This window comes from Faecalibacillus intestinalis (assembly GCF_003024685.1).
GTDB lineage: Bacteria > Bacillota_I > Bacilli_A > Erysipelotrichales > Coprobacillaceae > Faecalibacillus > Faecalibacillus intestinalis.
In genome coordinates this window covers 1-16,705 of record NZ_PYLQ01000016.1, presented here as the reverse complement: position 1 = coordinate 16,705, position 16,705 = coordinate 1, and the positions used below count along the sequence as shown (strand labels likewise).

The following is a 16,705-nucleotide window of genomic DNA, read 5'->3' as shown; positions in this document are numbered from 1 at the left end:
AGCTTTAATGATAAATATTCATTAAGGCTTTTTTATTGACATACATTAAATAACATTGTTATAATAACAGTGTTATTTAATGATGGAGGCAATTATGAGGCAAGAAACCGTAGGTGTTACAGAAAACCTATTAAAAAGTGCAACAGAAGAATTTTTAGAAAAAGGATTTATGAAAGCAAGTCTAAGAAATATATCTGCCAAAAGCGGGGTCAGTACGAATTCTATTTATACTCGTTTTAAAGATAAAGAAGGATTGTTTTCAACAATCGTCAAAGAAACAGCGGATGAGTTGATGAATATTTATCTTGAGAGTATTCAAAAAGCAATCTATAGTCCTGATCTTAATCAAGCTAATTATGAAGGAGAGGAAGGAACAGATTTTGTTTTAGATTATATTTATCAACATTTTACAGAGTTTAAATTGATTTTTTGTTGCTCTACCGGTTCTCAATATGAACATTTTTTAGATGAACTTGGAAAAATCGAAGAATCTTATTACCAAGAGCTTGTTGATAAATATGGTAAAGAAGATTTTACAGTAGATCCATTCTTTATTCATGTATTTTGCCGGGCAGGATGGCAAACGATGTATGAACTTGTTGCACATGATTGTTCTTATAAAGAAGCTCAATCATTTATGAATAGCACAAAGTTATTTAATGTTGCTGGCTGGAAAGCAGTTATGGGGATTGATGAGTAAATAGACAGGGAAACCTGTCTAAAGTTAACATCAATAGTTAGCAAAAACTAACTGATAGGAGAGATTTTATGAAAGAAAAGAAAAAAAGTACATTATTGAAGTTGATACACTTTGCGGGGAATCATAAGTATTATGTTTATGCTTCATGTATTTTAGCTGCTATGAGTGCTTTTATTGCTTTAGTTCCTTTTTACGATATGTGGCGTATCCTCAAAGAGGTATTAGAAGTAAGACCAAACTTCAATGAAGCAATCCATATTAAAAGCTATGGATGGCATGCTGTTATATTTGCTTTGCTTGCAATGTTTTTTTATATTGCAGCTTTAATGTGTTCCCATAAAGCAGCGTTTAGAGTACAAGCAAATATGCGAACAAAAATGATGGAACACATTATGAAGCTTCCTTTAGGATATGTTGAAAGCCAAGGAAGTGGAAAAATCAGAAAAATTGTGATGGAATCAAGTGCTGCAACAGAAACATTTTTAGCACATAATGTTCCAGATAAAGTTGTTTCTAAAGCAACACCAATTGGTTTACTTATAATGATGGTAATCTTTGATTGGCGTTTAGGTTTAATGAGTCTTATTCCCGCAATTATTGCTTTTGTTTTAATGATTACAGCAATGATGGGACCAAAGATGGCAGAAGATATGAAACAATATCAAAACGCTTTGGAAACTATGGCATCAGAAGCAGTTGAATATGTAAGAGGGGTACCTGTTGTTAAAACCTTTGGACAAACAATATTTTCTTTTAAAAGATTTAAAGAAGCTATTGATGAATATGAAAAATGGACTTTAGATTATACAAAAAGTATGATGAAACCAATGGTTTGTTTTACAACTTTTGCGAATGCTATTTTTGCTGCACTTATTATTGCTGCTTATCTATTTGTAGGGAATCAAATTACTGATCAATTTATTTTAAACTTATTTTTCTATATTTTAATTACATCTATTTTAACAACTACTTTAATGAAAATCGCTTATGCAGGTGAATAACAAATGATGGTAGAAGATGCTTTAAATCGAATGGATCTCATTATGAATGTACAACCCTTACCAGAAAGTAAAGAAGTAAAAGTACCAAGTGATGCCTCAATTGATATAGAAAATATTAGTTTTTCATATCAAAATACTTCAACTAAAGCAATTGACCATTTAAATATGCATATTCAAGCAGGTCAACATATTGCTTTAGTTGGACCAAGTGGAGGAGGTAAAACAACTGTAGCTTCTTTAATTTGTCGTTTCTTCGATGTAAATGAAGGGAGCATTAAAATTGGTCATGTAAATGTTAAAGACATTGAACAAAAAGAATTAATGAATCAAGTGTCTTATGTTTTTCAAGATAGCCGATTACTAAAGATGAGTATTTTAGAAAATATTCGTATGTCTAGGCCTGAAGCTAGTGATGAAGAGGTAATACAAGCTTTAAAAGATGCACAGTGTCAAGATATTATTGATAAGTTTCCTGAGGGTATTCATACGATTATTGGTTCAAAGGGTGTTTATGTTTCAGGTGGAGAGAGTCAAAGATTATCTATTGCTAGAGCATTTTTAAAGAATGCACCTATTCTTATTTTAGATGAAGCAACTGCTTTTGCTGATCCAGATAATGAAGTATTGGTTCAAAAGGCTTTTGAGAAACTTTCAAAAAATAAAACGGTCATTATGATTGCCCATCGTTTATCAACGATTACTCATGCAGATTGTATTTATGTATTAGAAAATGGACAGATTGTAGAAAGTGGTAAACATGAAGAATTATTGAAAATAAAAGGTGTTTATGAACATATGTGGCATCAATATAATCAATCTGTTAAATGGAAAGTACAAAAGGAGGATGAAGAATAATGATTGAAAAATTAAAACATAAATACGCTTTATCTTCTAAAGGGGCTAAAGATATGGTAAGAGCTTTTATAGCAGTAACACTTTCTAATCTTGTTTTAATGTTACCAGTAGGGTTACTTTATTTATTAGCATCTTATTTATTAGATAATCAATTACTGCAAGAAAAATTTGTTTTCTTTTTGATAGCTATTGTGGTTATTTTAATATGTATTGCTTTAACAACCGTTTTTCAATATCGTGCTACTTTTTTATCAACTTATGTTGAAAGTGGTGTAAGACGTCGTACACTAGCTGAAAAACTTAGAAAATTACCATTATCATATTTTGGTAAAAAAGATTTAGCTGATCTTACAAATACGATTATGTCTGATTGTGCTCTTTTAGAAACAGCAAGTTCACATTGGATTCCTGAATTAATAGGAGCTATGATTTCAACAACTATTATTGTTATTAGTTTATTATTTTTTGATTTTCGTATGGCGCTTGCAGCAATTTGGGTGATGCCAATTGCTTTTGCAATTGTTCTCTATTCAAGAAAAGCGATGCGTCACACGCATGAAAAAACAAATGTATATCGTATTGATTGTTTAGATGGTATTCAAGAAGGATTAGAAACATTAAGAGATTTAAGAGCCAATAATATGTGTGATCAATATATGGAATCACTTAATGAAAAAATCAAAGCTGTTGAAAAACATGCTATTTTTGCGGAATTTACAAATGCAGCATTTGTTTGTAGTGCACAAATGATTTTAAAACTTGGTATAGGAACTGTTGCTGTTGTAGGAAGTTATTTACTTGTAAAAGGTGAGATTACAGTTTTAACATTCTTTATGTTTTTACTTGTTGTAACACGCATGTATGAGCCGTTACAAATATCTTTACAAAATCTATCAGCAATGATTAGTTTAGATACAAATTGTAAACGTATGGATGAAATTTTATCTCATGATGAACAAACAGGAAATAATACTCTTACAAATGAGGGCTATGATATTGTTTTTGATCATGTGGCTTTTGCTTATAATCAAAAAGAACAAGTATTATCTGATGTCTCATTTACTGCTAAACAAGGTGAAGTAACAGCTTTAATTGGACCAAGTGGTGGTGGTAAAACAACGATTTCTCGTTTAGCTGCACGTTTTTATGATATTGATAGTGGAAAGATTACAGTTGGTGGTATGGATATTTCAAAGATTGATCCGGAAAAATTATTAGAGCTTTATTCAATTGTTTTTCAAGATGTAACACTTTTTAATAATACAATTATGGAAAATATTCGTATTGGTAAAAAAGATGCAACAGACCAAGAAGTGATGGCAGCAGCAAAACTTGCTCATTGTGATGAGTTTGTTGAAAATATGCCAGATCAATGGAATACAATGATTGGTGAAAATGGTTCTGAATTATCAGGAGGACAAAGACAAAGAATTTCAATTGCGAGAGCATTTTTAAAAGATGCTCCAATTATCTTAATGGATGAAGCGACTGCTTCTTTAGATGTAGATAATGAATCAATGATTCAAGAGTCTATTTCTAAGTTAATAGAAAATAAAACAGTATTAATTATTGCACATCGTATGAGAACAGTTGATGGTGTTGACCAAATTGTTGTTTTAAAAGATGGAGTAGTCTTTGAACAAGGTAAACCACAAGATTTAAAACAACAAAATGGTATTTATAAACATATGGTAGAGATGCAAATGCAATCTCATAATTGGAAATATGAATAATTGATTACCAAGATATTTTAAAGTTTTCAGGAAACATTTGATATAAAAGATGACCTGCTTGTTTAGGTGATAAATCATATTTACCTAGAATATAGTGTTGATACATGATTGAAGCACCACCACAAAAGACATCCAATAAAAGAAGATCTTTATCTTCAAAGTGGATGTTTTTTGTTTTACACATCTCAATAACGGTATTATAAGAATATTGATAAATAAAATCACCTAAAGAATTAATTCCTGTATAATCAAAGGCATTTTTTAAATAATGAAGTTCTTTACTCATCGTGAATAAATTAATAAAAACATCTTCATAATTATGATTTTGTTTACTATTAATATATTGATCTAAAATCCTCTTATAATTATCATTCATAACATCATATTTATCTTTATAATGACGATAAAATGAAGATGTTGAAACATTCGCTTTTTGACATATTTCTAAAACAGTAATATCATCAAAAGATTTTGTTTGAATAAGTTTATTAAAAGCATTAAATATTTTGTTATATGTTTTCATTTGGATCACCTTTTTTATTTTATCTATTTTGGGACATATTTTCAATATTGTCCCACTTTTTTTTAGATAACACATGATAAAATAAAAAAGGAGGGAATGCAAATGGCTAAAAAGTTAACTGAGGGAGAAAAACGATGTTTAGAGGATTATAATGCTTATAAAAAAGAAAATCCTAAACCTAGAAAAAATTTAATAAAACTTGTAAAACATATGAATATGTTAAATCCTACAGCAAATGAAAATTCATGGGAATACATATTCTTTGATCGACAATTAACAAATGAACAAATTGATTTATTGTTAAAAATGAAATTAAGAAAACCTTATTATGTTAAAAATCTTACAAAATTAACAGGTAAAGATTTAGTAGCAACAGCTAAATTAGTTGATGATATTTGTCATGTTGGTATTTTAGAATATTGTAGTGCTCCTGATGGAGAGGATATGGTACAACTACCTGTATTCGCTCCTGGAGCAATGGAAACAACTGTTATGACAAAAGAGAGATCAGATGCTTTTCCAGAAATGGCACCGGCATTTTTAAATTATGTTTTAGATTTGCAAAAGAAGATATCTAGTGTAGTTCCAATGGGAAATGCTTTAACGAGAGCAATTCCTGTTGAAAAAGCAATAGAACATGAAACAAGAAAAGTAAAATATGAAGAAATATCTTACTGGTTAGATAAAGCAGGTAAGAGTATTGCAGTTGCACCTTGTGAATGTCGTAAATTAAGAGTTATGGTTGATGAAGGGACAGGAGATCTTGAAGGAGATTATTGTATCAATTTAGGGCATTATGCTGAAAGCTGTATTCGTATGGGGAAGGCAAGACGTATTACAAGAGAAGAAGCTGAAGAAATTATTAAAACAGCTGAAAAACGTGGAGCTGTTCATCAACTTTCTAATATTGATGGAAAAGATTTTTCATTATTTATTTGTAATTGTAAATGGGACACATGTATGGCTTTAAAGACATCTTGGTATACACAATCACCTAATCTTTCATCTTCAAATTATGTAGCACATGTTAATAAAGAAAAATGTGTAGCGTGTGGTGGCTGTGTAGAAGTTTGTCCACAAAATGCAGTTAAATTAGGACAAAAGTTAGGTGAAAGGAATGTAACAAAAATACATAATAAAGAAATTCCTAATAATCATTTAGTATTTGGACCAAAACATTGGCAAAAAGATTTTCTAACAAATCGTGATAATGTTGTAAATGAAACAGGAACTTCACCATGTAAAACAAATTGTCCTGCCCATGTGAGTGTTCAAGGTTATTTGAAAAAAGCCGCTCAAGGAAAATACGATGAAGCACTAGCAATTATTAAGAAAGAAAATCCATTTCCAGCAATTTGTGGACGTGTTTGTTCTAGATATTGTGAAGATGTTTGTACTAGAGGAGATATTGATTCACCAGTAGCAATTGATGAAGTGAAACGTTTTATTGCTGAAAGAGAATTAAATAAGGAAAATCGCTATATTCCTGAATTCTATTATGAAAAAGGGAGTGGTCAAAAGATTGCGGTTATTGGTGGGGGGCCAGCAGGTTTATCATGTGCTTATTATCTTGCAGTTTATGGTCATCAAGTAACTGTTTTTGATAAAAATCCTCTTCCTGGAGGAATGATGCAATATGGTATTCCATCATTTAGACTTGAAAAAGAAATTGTTCAAGCTGAAATAGATGTTTTAGAACAAATGGGTGTAGAATTTAAATGTAATGTTAATGTAGGTAAAGATGTTACTTTAGATCGATTAAGAGATCAAGGATATAAAGGATTTTATGTAGCTATTGGAGCTCAAGGTTCTAGAAAGCTTCAAGTTGAAGGAGAAGATGCTAAGGGTGTTTATGCAGGTGTTGATTTCTTAAATAAACAACCAAAAGATTTAGGAAGAGTTGTTGTCATTGGTGGAGGAAATGTAGCAGTAGACTGTGCTAGAGTTGCTATTAGAAATGCAGCAAGTACAACAATGATTTCTCTTGAAAAAAGAAATGAACTTCCTGCTAGTGAAGAAGAAGTGGAAGAAGCACTTCATGATGGTGTTACAACAAATTGTGGTTGGGGTCCAAAAGAAATCTTAACGCAAGATGGTAAAGTAACGGGTATTGTTTTAAAGAAATGTTTACAAGTAAAAAATAAAGTTGGTAAGATTAATCCTATCTATGATGAAGAAAAAACAATAATAATTGAATGTGATACAATTGTTACAGCTATTGGACAATGTATTGAATGGGGAGATTTATTAAAAGGCTCTCATGTAGAAGTCTTACCTAATGGTACAGCAAAAGCCGATCATTGGACTTATCAAACAAATCAAGATGATATCTTTGTTGGTGGGGATGTCTATACAGGACCACGTTTTGCTATTGATGCAATTGCTGCAGGTAAAGAAGGAGCAGAAAGTTTGCATCGTTTTGTAAATAAGGGACATTCTTTAACATTAGGTAGAGTAAAAAGAGATAATTTTAAATATTTAGATAAAGATAATATTGCTTTTGGAGAATATGATCATCATCCTCGTCAACGTGTTAAAATAGACGAAACAAAATACAAAACAGACAAAGATGAAAGAGGTATTCTAACTGAAGAACAAGTTAAAATAGAAACATCAAGATGCTTAGGATGTGGAGCAGCTAGAGTAGATGAAAATATTTGTATAGGTTGTGGTCTATGTACAACAAGATGTCACTTTGGTGCTATTTCATTAAGTAGAGATCATGATGCCTTTGGAGCAACTTATGAACAACTTGTTCCTGCTGTTTTAAAAGAAGTAGGACGTAAAACAGGTAAATCTCTTATTTCTAAATTAAAGAAGGATTAATTATGCATGAAATAGGAGCTTTAAAAAAAGCAGTTGATTTATGTAATCAAATTGCTTTAGATAATAAAATAGAATCAATTAAAACAATTACTTTAGAAGTAGGAGAACTTACAGGATATTTACCAATCTTCTTTGAAAAATATTATCCTGTTGTTAAAGAAGATTATCCTATTTTAAAAGAGAGTACGCTTAAATGTATTGTTGTTAAAGGACAAGCTACATGTAATGATTGTGATGCTTTCTATAATGTTATGAAATGTCAAGGTATCTGTCCAAAATGTGGAAGTCGAAATAAAACGATTATTTCAGGACAACAATTTCTTGTAAAAAATATAGAATATTAAAATATAAAAAATCTTATTCTAATTTTTATAGAAGTAAAAAGGAAAAAGAAAGACCACTTTTTTCATAAATAAACTTAGTAAAATGAAAATACTAAATTTTCAATATATGAGAGAAATAGTCATTTATTAAACGAAAAAAGAAAAAAACATTAATAATCTTAGAAAAAGATATCAAAAAGCAAAGAAGCCAAAGGCGGTGTTAAAATCAACAACAAAGAACAACGTATCATGAAAGATACAGATCATAAGCTAAGTCGTGAAATTGTAAATACAGCAAAAGCACATGATATCTCAGTAATCAAGTTAGAGCGACTACAAAACATCCGCTCAACGACAAGAACAAGTCGAAAAAACAATCATAGCCTGCATACATGGTCGTTCTATAGACTAGCTACATTTATAGAATACAAAGCAAAACTGGCAGGTATAGAAGTTGAGTATGTAGATCCAGCATATACAAGTCAGATCTGTCCGATATGTGGAAGTATCCAACATGCAAAAGATAGAAATTATATATGCAGATGTGAGTATCATACACACAGGGATCTGCTAGGTGCAATAAATATAAGCCACTCAACTGAGTATATTGGTAATAGATATACTGCCTAGAGAACTATAAGTTCTGCTCTATGAAGGGTAATGGCATACCCCTAACTTGCACTGCGACCTATCAGAAATGAACTGGTCATCCAACAATGTTGGCAGGTAGCAAGAATCCCCTGTCTTTAGACATGGGGAGTGTCAAGTGTTGTTCCTTATGAAGATGATCATGTACATATTATGGAAGTATTTCAATCTATTGGAACAAAGTTTGATTTTTTAATTGGTTCATTTAATTCAAAACAAATAGATATTTTTACAAGTTATAAGATACTAGGATTTTATAATCTTTGTGTAGCAGTGCCTAAAACACATTCCTTAGCTAAAAAGAAAAGGTTAGAAATAACAGATTTATATCATGAAAGACTTTTATGTGTAAGTGGTGGAGACTGTTTAAATATTGATGATTTTAGAAAAGATGTTCAAACACTTTATCCACAAATTATATTAGAGGATGTAGGTTATTTTTATGATCTTGATACTTTTAATCGTTGTGAAGAACAAGGTTGTTTATTATTAACATTAGATGTTTGGAATCATATTCATCCATCTTTAATTACATTACCTGTTTCGTGGCATTATCAAATGCCTTATGGTTTGCTTTATCAAAAGAATCCTTCTAAACAAGTAAAAGCTTGTCTTAAAGAGATAGAAAAGTACTATAAAGATAGGTGAGAATATTAAGTTATAATTTAATTAAATCACTAGCAAAATTAAAGGAGGTGTTGGCAAATGTGCTATCTAATTGCGAAAAGATTTAAAAAATCAGGATGCATTGCACTAAAAGCAAAGCGTGGAAAAGAGTTGGCTGATTTTACAACAAATTTACAAAAGAAGCTAGGATACGATATTCAAATTGTAGCAATCACTAGACCTACTGCTTATGGAGAATATGAACCTTATCATTTTGTTAATAGTTTTGAAGAATTTAGTAAAGAAGAAAGTTTATTATAGTATTACAAGCAATCTACGGATTGCTTTTTTTAGTGTAAGTCATAAAAAAATATAGTATGATTAATGAGAACATCTTGAAAAGGGATAGGTGAAAATATGACAAATAGAACTAAATTGCAATTAGAAGATGCTTTTAAAAAGCTTTTATTAGAAAAACCATTTCATAAAATAACGATTAAAGATTTAACAGATTCTTGTTATTTAAGTAGGATGTCTTTTTATTATCATTTTCAAGATTTATATGATTTAACAGAATGGATTTTAATTGAAGATGCTAAAAAAGCACTTAATGAAAAGAAAGATTATGCTCATTGGAAATAAGGATTAGAAAATATCTTTGAAGCTGTTTATAAAAATAAACCTTTTATTTTAAATGTTTATCATGATATTTCTAAAGATCAGATAGAAAAAGTATTATTTAAACTTGTTCATGGATTGATTGAATCAATTGTTGAAGAAAGAAGTATTGAAACAAATTTAAATGAACAACAAAAGAATTTTATTGCTTATTTTTATAAATATGGTTTTGTAGGGATTATGCTTGATTGGATAGAAAAAGGAATGGATGAAAATTATAATGAAATTGTTGATGATTTAGAAAAGACAGTTCATGGAACAATAGATTTATCAATTAAAAACTTTACAGATAATAAGAAATGATAAAAATTAAATCATTTCTTTTTTATTGTAAATTTTAATTCAAGAGGGGAATGATAAAATTAAGGTATCAAAGAAAGGTGGAACCTATATGAAAAGAAGTATCAAAATAGCAGCAACAACAGCTGCAGCTGTTTCATCAGCTATGCTTGTTAAAAAAGCAAAAGAAAATAAAGTAGAAGAAAAAGAAAATACGTATCGTAATACTGAACTTGGTAAACATGATAAAAACTCTAAAGGAATTTATTATACAAATGGAAATTACGAAGCGTTTGCTAGACCTAAAAAACCTGAAGGTGTAGAAAATAAACAAGCTTATTTGGTAGGTAGTGGACTTGCTTCATTAGCTGCAGCATGTTTTTTAGTAAGAGATGGACAAATGCCAGGAAAGAATATTCATATTTTAGAAGCAATGGATATTGCTGGTGGGGCATGTGATGGTATTTTTGATCCTTCAAGAGGATATATCATGCGTGGTGGTAGAGAAATGGAAAACCACTTTGAATGTTTATGGGATTTATTTAGAAGTATTCCTTCTTTAGAAATTAAAGATGCCAGTGTTTTAGATGAATTTTATTGGTTAAATAAAGAAGATCCTAACTACTCATTATGTAGAGCAACAGTGAATCGTGGACAAGATGCTAAGACTAATAATCAATTTGGTTTAAGTCAAAAAGGGTGTATGGAAATTATGAAACTCTTTATGACTAAAGATGAAGATCTTTATGATAAAACAATTGAAGATGTCTTTGATGAAGAAGTCTTTAATTCAACATTTTGGATGTATTGGCGTACGATGTTTGCTTTTGAAAACTGGCATAGTGCCTTAGAAATGAAACTTTATTTCCAAAGATTTATACACCATATTTCTGGTTTACCAGATTTTAGTGCTTTAAAATTTACAAGATATAATCAATATGAATCCTTAATCTTACCAATGCAAAAATACTTAGAAAAACATGGTGTTGATTTTCAATTTAACAGCGAAGTAACAAATATTATATTTGATACAACACCTGATAAAAAAGTAGCTAAAGTTATTGAATGTAAAGTAAATGGTAAAGATAAAAATATTCAATTAACTGAAAATGATTTAGTCTTTATTACAAATGGTAGTTGTGTAGAAGGAACAATCTATGGAGATCAAGATCATGCTCCTCAAGGAGATGCTAAAGTAGCAAAAAGTGGTTGTTGGGATTTATGGAAAAATATTGCTAAACAAGATGCTTCATTTGGACATCCTGAAAAATTCTGTAGTGATATTGAAAAAACAAATTGGGAATCAGCTACAATTACAACATTAGATGATAAAATTATTCCTTATATTACAAATATCTGTAAAAGAGATCCTCGTACTGGACATGTTGTAACAGGAGGAATTGTTAGTTGTAAAGATTCATCATGGCTTTTAAGTTGGACAATTAATCGCCAAGGACAATTTAAACAACAAGATAAAGAAAAAGTATGTGTTTGGGTCTATGGTTTATTTACAGATGTTCTTGGAGATTATGTAAAAAAACCAATGAAAGAATGTACAGGAAAAGAAATTACAATGGAATGGCTCTATCATCTTGGTGTACCAGAAAAATACATTGAAGACTATGCGACAAACAGTGCTATCTGTATACCAACAATGATGCCATATATCACTGCTTTCTTTATGCCAAGAAGAAAAGAAGATCGACCAGATGTTATTGTTGATGGCGCAGTTAACTTTGCTTTCTTAGGACAATTTGCTCATACACCTAGAGATACTGTCTTTACTACAGAATATTCTGTAAGAACAGCAATGGAAGCTGTTTATGGTTTATTAGGTGTAGATCGTGGTGTTCCTGAGGTATGGGGAAGTGTTTATGATATTAGAGAATTATTGGATAGTTCTGTTAAATTGATGGATGGTAAATCTCCTTTTGAAATAAACTTAGGTCCTTTAAATATATTTAAAAAGCCTCTTATTAAAGCAGTTAAAGGAACAGTTATAGAGAAATTATTAAGAAATCATGAAGTATTAAAAGATAATATGTAATAATAAAGAGGCTGTAACCTTTCGAAAGTAGTTAAAAATCTACCTACTCGTTACAGCCCCCTTATTTTTTAAATTATTGTTGATAGAAAGGGATAAAAGGGAAAATAAAAAAAGCCTTGAAAAATCAAGACTTTTTAATGAATTATTTACAAGCTTCTTCGATAGCAACAGCAACTGCAACAGTAGCTCCAACCATTGGGTTGTTACCCATACCGATTAATCCCATCATTTCTACGTGAGCAGGAACTGATGAAGAACCAGCGAATTGAGCATCACTATGCATACGTCCCATAGTATCAGTCATACCATATGAAGCAGGACCAGCAGCCATGTTATCAGGATGTAAAGTACGTCCAGTTCCACCACCAGATGCAACTGAGAAGTATTTTTTACCTTGTTCGATACATTCTTTTTTATATGTTCCAGCAACTGGATGTTGGAAACGAGTAGGGTTAGTAGAGTTACCAGTGATTGATACATCTACACCTTCTTTATGCATGATAGCAACACCTTCACGTACGTCATCTGCACCATAGCAGTTAACTTTAGCACGTGGACCATCACTATAAGCAGTTCTAGATACTTCTTTAACTTCTCCAGTGAAATAATCGAATTGAGTTTCTACATAAGTGAAACCATTGATTCTTGAGATGATTTTAGCAGCATCTTTTCCTAAACCATTTAAGATAACTCTTAATGGATTTTTTCTAACTTTGTTAGCTTTTTCAGCAATTTTGATTGCACCTTCAGCAGCAGCGAAAGATTCATGTCCAGCTAAGAATGCGAAACATTGAGTATTTTCGTTTAATAACATTGCTCCTAAGTTACCATGACCTAAACCTACTTTACGATCATCAGCAACAGATCCTGGAATACAGAATGATTGTAATCCAACACCGATTGTTTTAGCAGCATCTTCTGCTTTAGTATCACCATTTTTAATTGCCATAGCAGCACCAACTGTATATGCCCAACAAGCATTTTCGAAACAAATTGGTTGTGTAGATTTTACGATATCATAAACGTTGATACCTTTTTCATCACAAATAGCTTTTGCTTCTCCGATTGATTTGATATCATATTTAGCTAATGCAGCGTTAATTTGATCAATTCTTCTTTCATAACTTTCAAATAATGCCATTTTTTCGTATCCTCCTATTATTCTTTTCTTGGATCGATGTATTTAGCAGCATCGTTGAATCTACCGTAGTTACCTTTAGCAGCTTCTAAAGCTTCATTAGCATCTTTTCCATCTTTAATCATTTCCATCATTCTACCTAAGTTAACGAATTCGTAACCGATAATTTCATCATTTGTATCTAAAGCGATACGAGTAATGTAACCTTCAGTTAATTCTAAGTAACGAGGTCCTTTTAATTTAGTAGAGTATGATGTACCTACCATTGATCTTAAACCTTTACCTAAGTCTTCAAGACCAGCACCTACAGGTAATCCACCTTCAGAGAATGCTGATTGAGTACGTCCATAAACGATTTGTAAGAATAATTCTCTCATAGCTGTGTTAATAGCGTCACAAACTAAGTCAGTATTTAAACCTTCTAATAAAGTTTTACCAACTAATGCTTCACTAGCCATAGCAGCAGAGTGAGTCATACCTGAGCATCCAACAGTTTCAATTAATGCTTCTTCAATGATACCTTCTTTAACATTTAAAGTAAGTTTACATGCACCTTGTTGTGGAGCACACCAACCAATACCATGTGTTAAACCAGAAATATCTTTGATTTCTCTTGAATATACCCATTTTCCTTCTTCAGGAATAGGAGCACATCCGTGTGATGCACCACGATTTACAGTGCACATTTCTTCAACTTCATGTGAATAAATCATTTTTTATTTTCTCCTTTCATCACATTAATGATCACAAACATTAAAAAAGAAATAACGTAAAACTACATAAATTTCTTCCTTCAGGTGAAGGAATTCACCTGAACAAATTATAAAGTGTCGATTAAAGAAAGTCAATGAAACAAGAAAGATAAATAAATGAAAAAAGGAATTTTTTTGTATCTATCAAAGAATATTTTATAAAAAAAGGAACAAAATAGTATTTGAAGTTGAAAAAAAGTAGTCAAAAAGGGTTGACACACAAGGTTAGTATATGCTAACTTATAGACAGTTAGTTACAGCTAACCTCGTGTTAATAAATCATTTTTTATTGATACCAGATCACAAACAAAAATCACAAACACAAACAAAACAAAAATGAAAGAAGGAAGTATTAAAATGGATTTAATTCAAAGTATTAAAGCACGCGAAGTATTAGACTCTCGTGGAAATCCAACTGTTGAAGTTGAAGTTAGAAGTGAATGTGGAGCTTTTGGTAGAGCAATCGTACCAAGTGGAGCTTCTACAGGAATTTATGAAGCAGTAGAATTAAGAGATGGAGACAAATCACGTTATTTAGGTAAAGGTGTTTTACAAGCTGTTAAAAATGTAAACGAAGTGATTGCTCCTGAATTATTAGGGTATGATGTTTTTGCTCAAAGAGAAATCGATCAAGCAATGATTGATTTAGATGGTACTGATAATAAAGGTAAACTTGGAGCAAATGCTATCTTAGGTGTTTCTCTTGCGGTTGCTAAATGTGCCGCTGATTCATTAGGTATGCCATTATATCGTTATATTGGTGGAGCAAATGCTCATATTATTCCTACACCCATGATGAATATTATCAATGGTGGGGCACATGCTGATAACAATATTGATTTCCAAGAATTTATGATTATGCCAGTTTCAGCTCCTACATTCAAAGAAGCAATTCGTATGGGTGCTGAAGTATTCCATAATTTAAAAGCTGTATTACATGATAAAGGATTAAATACGGCTGTAGGTGACGAAGGTGGATTTGCGCCTAACTTAAAATCAAATGAAGAAGCTATTCAAACAGTTATTGAAGCTATTGAAAAAGCAGGTTATAAACCAGGTGTAGATGTTAAACTTGCAATGGACGTTGCCAGTTCAGAATTCTATAAAGATGGTAAATATGTTTTACCAGGTGAAGGAAATAGAACATTTACTTCAAAAGAGTTAGTTGACTTCTACGGTGAACTTGTTGAAAAATATCCAATTATTTCTATCGAAGATGGTCTTGATCAAGATGACTGGGAAGGATGGAAATATTTAACTGAAAAATTAGGTAAAAAAGTACAATTAGTAGGGGATGACTTCTTTGTAACAAATACAAAACGTTTACAAGAAGGTATTGCTAAGAAAACAGCAAACTCTATCTTAATTAAAGTTAACCAAATTGGTACTTTAACTGAAACATTAGAAGCTATTCAAATGGCTCAAAAAGCAAACTATACTGCTGTTGTTTCTCATAGATCTGGTGAAACAGAAGATACAACAATTGCTGATATTGCTGTAGCTACAAATGCTGGACAAATTAAAACTGGTTCTGCATCAAGAACAGACCGTATTGCTAAATACAATCAATTATTAAGAATTGAAGATGAATTAGGAAAACAAAGCTTATATGGTGGCGTTGATTCATTCTATCAATTAGATAAATAATTTTGCTATTAAAAGATAATATTGTTATATCCCTTTAACGATTAAATCGTAACTTCCCAATTTTAGACTAAATCATATAATGAAATATTATCTTTTAATAATATAGATAAAAAAAGGTGATGCAAGTCATCTTTTTTTGTAAATAACCTAACTAAAGATAAATGTTGGTGATAACACTTAATAATGTCAGTCTAACTTTTGTAATAGAAAGCTTACCATTTTGATTTGTTCTATCATATAGTCAAGAGGTTGAAAGCTATGGAAAAAAATGTTTAATGATATTATTGATTCAATTATTAATAATGCAAGTGATGATGAAATTGAAATTATTAGAGAAAAACTTAATAATCACTTGATCAATCACATCTACGATTCAAATATTCATAAAGAACTATCAAACAACTATGATAGTTCTTTTTGTCCTCATTGCCAAAGTAAACATATCATTAAATATGGCAAGGATAATAAAGGCAATCAAAGATATTTGTGTAAAGAATGTTCAAAAACATTTTCTTCTATTACTGGTTCATTGCTTTCATACACTAAAAAGCAACCTTATCAATGGTTTGAATATATTCAATCTTTATTTAATGGTGATACTCTTGCTCGTTCTGCTGATATCGCTGGAATAAGTGAACCAACCTCTCTTTTATGGAGACATAAAATACTAAGTGTTCTTGCTGATTTGACTCATGATAACCCTGTTTTAAGTGATACGGTTTATTTGGATGAAAAACTAAATGTCGTTACACATTCAGGCAAACATATGGAAAACAAAGAAAAACAAAAAAGAGGGATGAGCAGTCAAAAAAGAAATATCGTATGTGCCATAGATCAACATAACAATAAAGTAATCCAAGTATCTGAAACAGGAAGGATTCATTCCAAAGAGCTCTATAAAATATATAAAGATAAGATTCCAAGTACATGTCAAGTTGTAAGTGACAGC

Annotated in this window: 17 protein-coding genes; 14 read left to right on the top strand and 3 right to left on the bottom strand. The window is 30.9% G+C overall.

From position 1 onward, the window contains the following. Positions 1-94 precede the first annotated feature (94 nt). The 4 genes from C7U54_RS10425 to C7U54_RS10415 all read left to right on the top strand — a co-directional run bounded on the left by C7U54_RS10425 (position 95) and on the right by C7U54_RS10415 (position 4,289). The gene (locus C7U54_RS10425; protein ID WP_107030262.1) at positions 95-700 is read left to right on the top strand and encodes a TetR/AcrR family transcriptional regulator; all 606 of its coding nucleotides are present in this window, start codon (positions 95-97) and stop codon (positions 698-700) included. Positions 701-768: 68 nt separating this feature from the next. Beyond that, on the top strand, positions 769-1,701 hold the full coding sequence (locus tag C7U54_RS15280) for an ABC transporter transmembrane domain-containing protein (protein WP_241522609.1): 933 nt from the start codon (positions 769-771) through the stop codon (positions 1,699-1,701). Positions 1,702-1,704: 3 nt separating this feature from the next. Then, positions 1,705-2,556: an ABC transporter ATP-binding protein gene (locus C7U54_RS15275; protein WP_241522608.1), complete on the top strand. Its 852-nt coding sequence runs from the start codon at positions 1,705-1,707 to the stop codon at positions 2,554-2,556. Continuing rightward, positions 2,556-4,289: an ABC transporter ATP-binding protein gene (locus tag C7U54_RS10415; protein ID WP_107030261.1), complete on the top strand. Its 1,734-nt coding sequence runs from the start codon at positions 2,556-2,558 to the stop codon at positions 4,287-4,289. Before C7U54_RS15275 ends, C7U54_RS10415 begins: the two co-directional genes overlap by 1 nt. A 4-nt stretch (positions 4,290-4,293) precedes the next feature. Here C7U54_RS10415 and C7U54_RS10410 read toward each other — a convergent pair whose 3' ends face one another. After that, entirely contained in the window at positions 4,294-4,812 is a 519-nt protein-coding gene (locus C7U54_RS10410; RefSeq protein ID WP_118661507.1) for a TetR/AcrR family transcriptional regulator, read from the bottom strand. Between the two features lie 102 nt (positions 4,813-4,914). On the opposite strand from C7U54_RS10410, the gene C7U54_RS10405 reads away from it, so the two are divergent. The 8 genes from C7U54_RS10405 (at position 4,915) to C7U54_RS10375 (ending at position 12,219) form a co-directional block, all read left to right on the top strand. Next, positions 4,915-7,638 carry an FAD-dependent oxidoreductase gene (locus tag C7U54_RS10405; protein WP_206603614.1) on the top strand — a complete coding sequence of 908 codons (2,724 nt, stop codon included), beginning with the start codon at positions 4,915-4,917 and terminating at the stop codon, positions 7,636-7,638. 2 nt (positions 7,639-7,640) lie between these two features. Beyond that, positions 7,641-7,982: a hydrogenase maturation nickel metallochaperone HypA/HybF gene (locus C7U54_RS10400; RefSeq protein WP_107030259.1), complete on the top strand. Its 342-nt coding sequence runs from the start codon at positions 7,641-7,643 to the stop codon at positions 7,980-7,982. A 168-nt stretch (positions 7,983-8,150) separates the two neighbouring features. Continuing rightward, positions 8,151-8,591, top strand: a complete 441-nt coding sequence (locus C7U54_RS10395) for a transposase (RefSeq protein ID WP_318025950.1) — start codon at positions 8,151-8,153, stop codon at positions 8,589-8,591. A gap of 129 nt (positions 8,592-8,720) precedes the next feature. Beyond that, entirely contained in the window at positions 8,721-9,257 is a 537-nt protein-coding gene (locus tag C7U54_RS15270; RefSeq protein ID WP_107030257.1) for a type 2 periplasmic-binding domain-containing protein, read from the top strand. Between the two features lie 57 nt (positions 9,258-9,314). After that, positions 9,315-9,536 carry a DUF6718 family protein gene (locus tag C7U54_RS10385; RefSeq protein ID WP_107030256.1) on the top strand — a complete coding sequence of 74 codons (222 nt, stop codon included), beginning with the start codon at positions 9,315-9,317 and terminating at the stop codon, positions 9,534-9,536. A gap of 96 nt (positions 9,537-9,632) precedes the next feature. Continuing rightward, positions 9,633-9,857: a TetR family transcriptional regulator gene (locus C7U54_RS14985; RefSeq protein ID WP_206603613.1), complete on the top strand. Its 225-nt coding sequence runs from the start codon at positions 9,633-9,635 to the stop codon at positions 9,855-9,857. Between the two features lie 12 nt (positions 9,858-9,869). Beyond that, the gene (locus C7U54_RS14980; protein WP_206603616.1) at positions 9,870-10,196 is read left to right on the top strand and encodes a TetR-like C-terminal domain-containing protein; all 327 of its coding nucleotides are present in this window, start codon (positions 9,870-9,872) and stop codon (positions 10,194-10,196) included. An 88-nt stretch (positions 10,197-10,284) separates the two neighbouring features. Beyond that, positions 10,285-12,219 (top strand): oleate hydratase, encoded by a 1,935-nt coding sequence (locus C7U54_RS10375; RefSeq protein WP_107030255.1) that lies wholly within the window; start codon positions 10,285-10,287, stop codon positions 12,217-12,219. 142 nt (positions 12,220-12,361) lie between these two features. Here C7U54_RS10375 and C7U54_RS10370 read toward each other — a convergent pair whose 3' ends face one another. Then, a complete protein-coding gene (locus C7U54_RS10370) occupies positions 12,362-13,360 on the bottom strand; it encodes a GGGtGRT protein (protein ID WP_107030254.1) in 999 nt (332 codons plus the stop codon). Between the two features lie 17 nt (positions 13,361-13,377). Then, positions 13,378-14,070, bottom strand: coding sequence for an iron-sulfur cluster assembly scaffold protein (locus tag C7U54_RS10365; RefSeq protein ID WP_022001699.1), 693 nt, complete (start codon positions 14,068-14,070; stop codon positions 13,378-13,380). 396 nt (positions 14,071-14,466) lie between these two features. Between C7U54_RS10365 and eno the strand changes: the two genes are divergently transcribed. Together eno and C7U54_RS10355 are read left to right on the top strand one after the other, a co-directional pair. Then, positions 14,467-15,756 carry a phosphopyruvate hydratase gene (gene eno, locus C7U54_RS10360; protein WP_022001698.1) on the top strand — a complete coding sequence of 430 codons (1,290 nt, stop codon included), beginning with the start codon at positions 14,467-14,469 and terminating at the stop codon, positions 15,754-15,756. Positions 15,757-16,024: 268 nt separating this feature from the next. Beyond that, on the top strand, positions 16,025-16,705 hold a 681-nt coding region (locus tag C7U54_RS10355), incomplete at its 3' end, for an IS1 family transposase (protein ID WP_146137629.1).

Excerpts from the sequence above, each read along its gene's own strand:
- C7U54_RS10415 (WP_107030261.1), top strand. The coding sequence starts at position 2,556 with ATGATTGAAAAATTAAAACATAAATACGCTTTATCTTCTAAAGGGGCT.
- C7U54_RS15275 (WP_241522608.1), top strand. The coding sequence starts at position 1,705 with ATGATGGTAGAAGATGCTTTAAATCGAATGGATCTCATTATGAATGTA.
- C7U54_RS14985 (WP_206603613.1), top strand. The coding sequence starts at position 9,633 with ATGACAAATAGAACTAAATTGCAATTAGAAGATGCTTTTAAAAAGCTT.
- C7U54_RS10385 (WP_107030256.1), top strand. The coding sequence starts at position 9,315 with ATGTGCTATCTAATTGCGAAAAGATTTAAAAAATCAGGATGCATTGCA.
- C7U54_RS10375 (WP_107030255.1), top strand. The coding sequence starts at position 10,285 with ATGAAAAGAAGTATCAAAATAGCAGCAACAACAGCTGCAGCTGTTTCA.
- C7U54_RS10365 (WP_022001699.1), bottom strand. The coding sequence starts at position 14,070 with ATGATTTATTCACATGAAGTTGAAGAAATGTGCACTGTAAATCGTGGT.
- eno (WP_022001698.1), top strand. The coding sequence starts at position 14,467 with ATGGATTTAATTCAAAGTATTAAAGCACGCGAAGTATTAGACTCTCGT.
- C7U54_RS10400 (WP_107030259.1), top strand. The coding sequence starts at position 7,641 with ATGCATGAAATAGGAGCTTTAAAAAAAGCAGTTGATTTATGTAATCAA.
- C7U54_RS10370 (WP_107030254.1), bottom strand. The coding sequence starts at position 13,360 with ATGGCATTATTTGAAAGTTATGAAAGAAGAATTGATCAAATTAACGCT.
- C7U54_RS10425 (WP_107030262.1), top strand. The coding sequence starts at position 95 with ATGAGGCAAGAAACCGTAGGTGTTACAGAAAACCTATTAAAAAGTGCA.
- C7U54_RS15280 (WP_241522609.1), top strand. The coding sequence starts at position 769 with ATGAAAGAAAAGAAAAAAAGTACATTATTGAAGTTGATACACTTTGCG.
- C7U54_RS10405 (WP_206603614.1), top strand. The coding sequence starts at position 4,915 with ATGGCTAAAAAGTTAACTGAGGGAGAAAAACGATGTTTAGAGGATTAT.
- C7U54_RS10410 (WP_118661507.1), bottom strand. The coding sequence starts at position 4,812 with ATGAAAACATATAACAAAATATTTAATGCTTTTAATAAACTTATTCAA.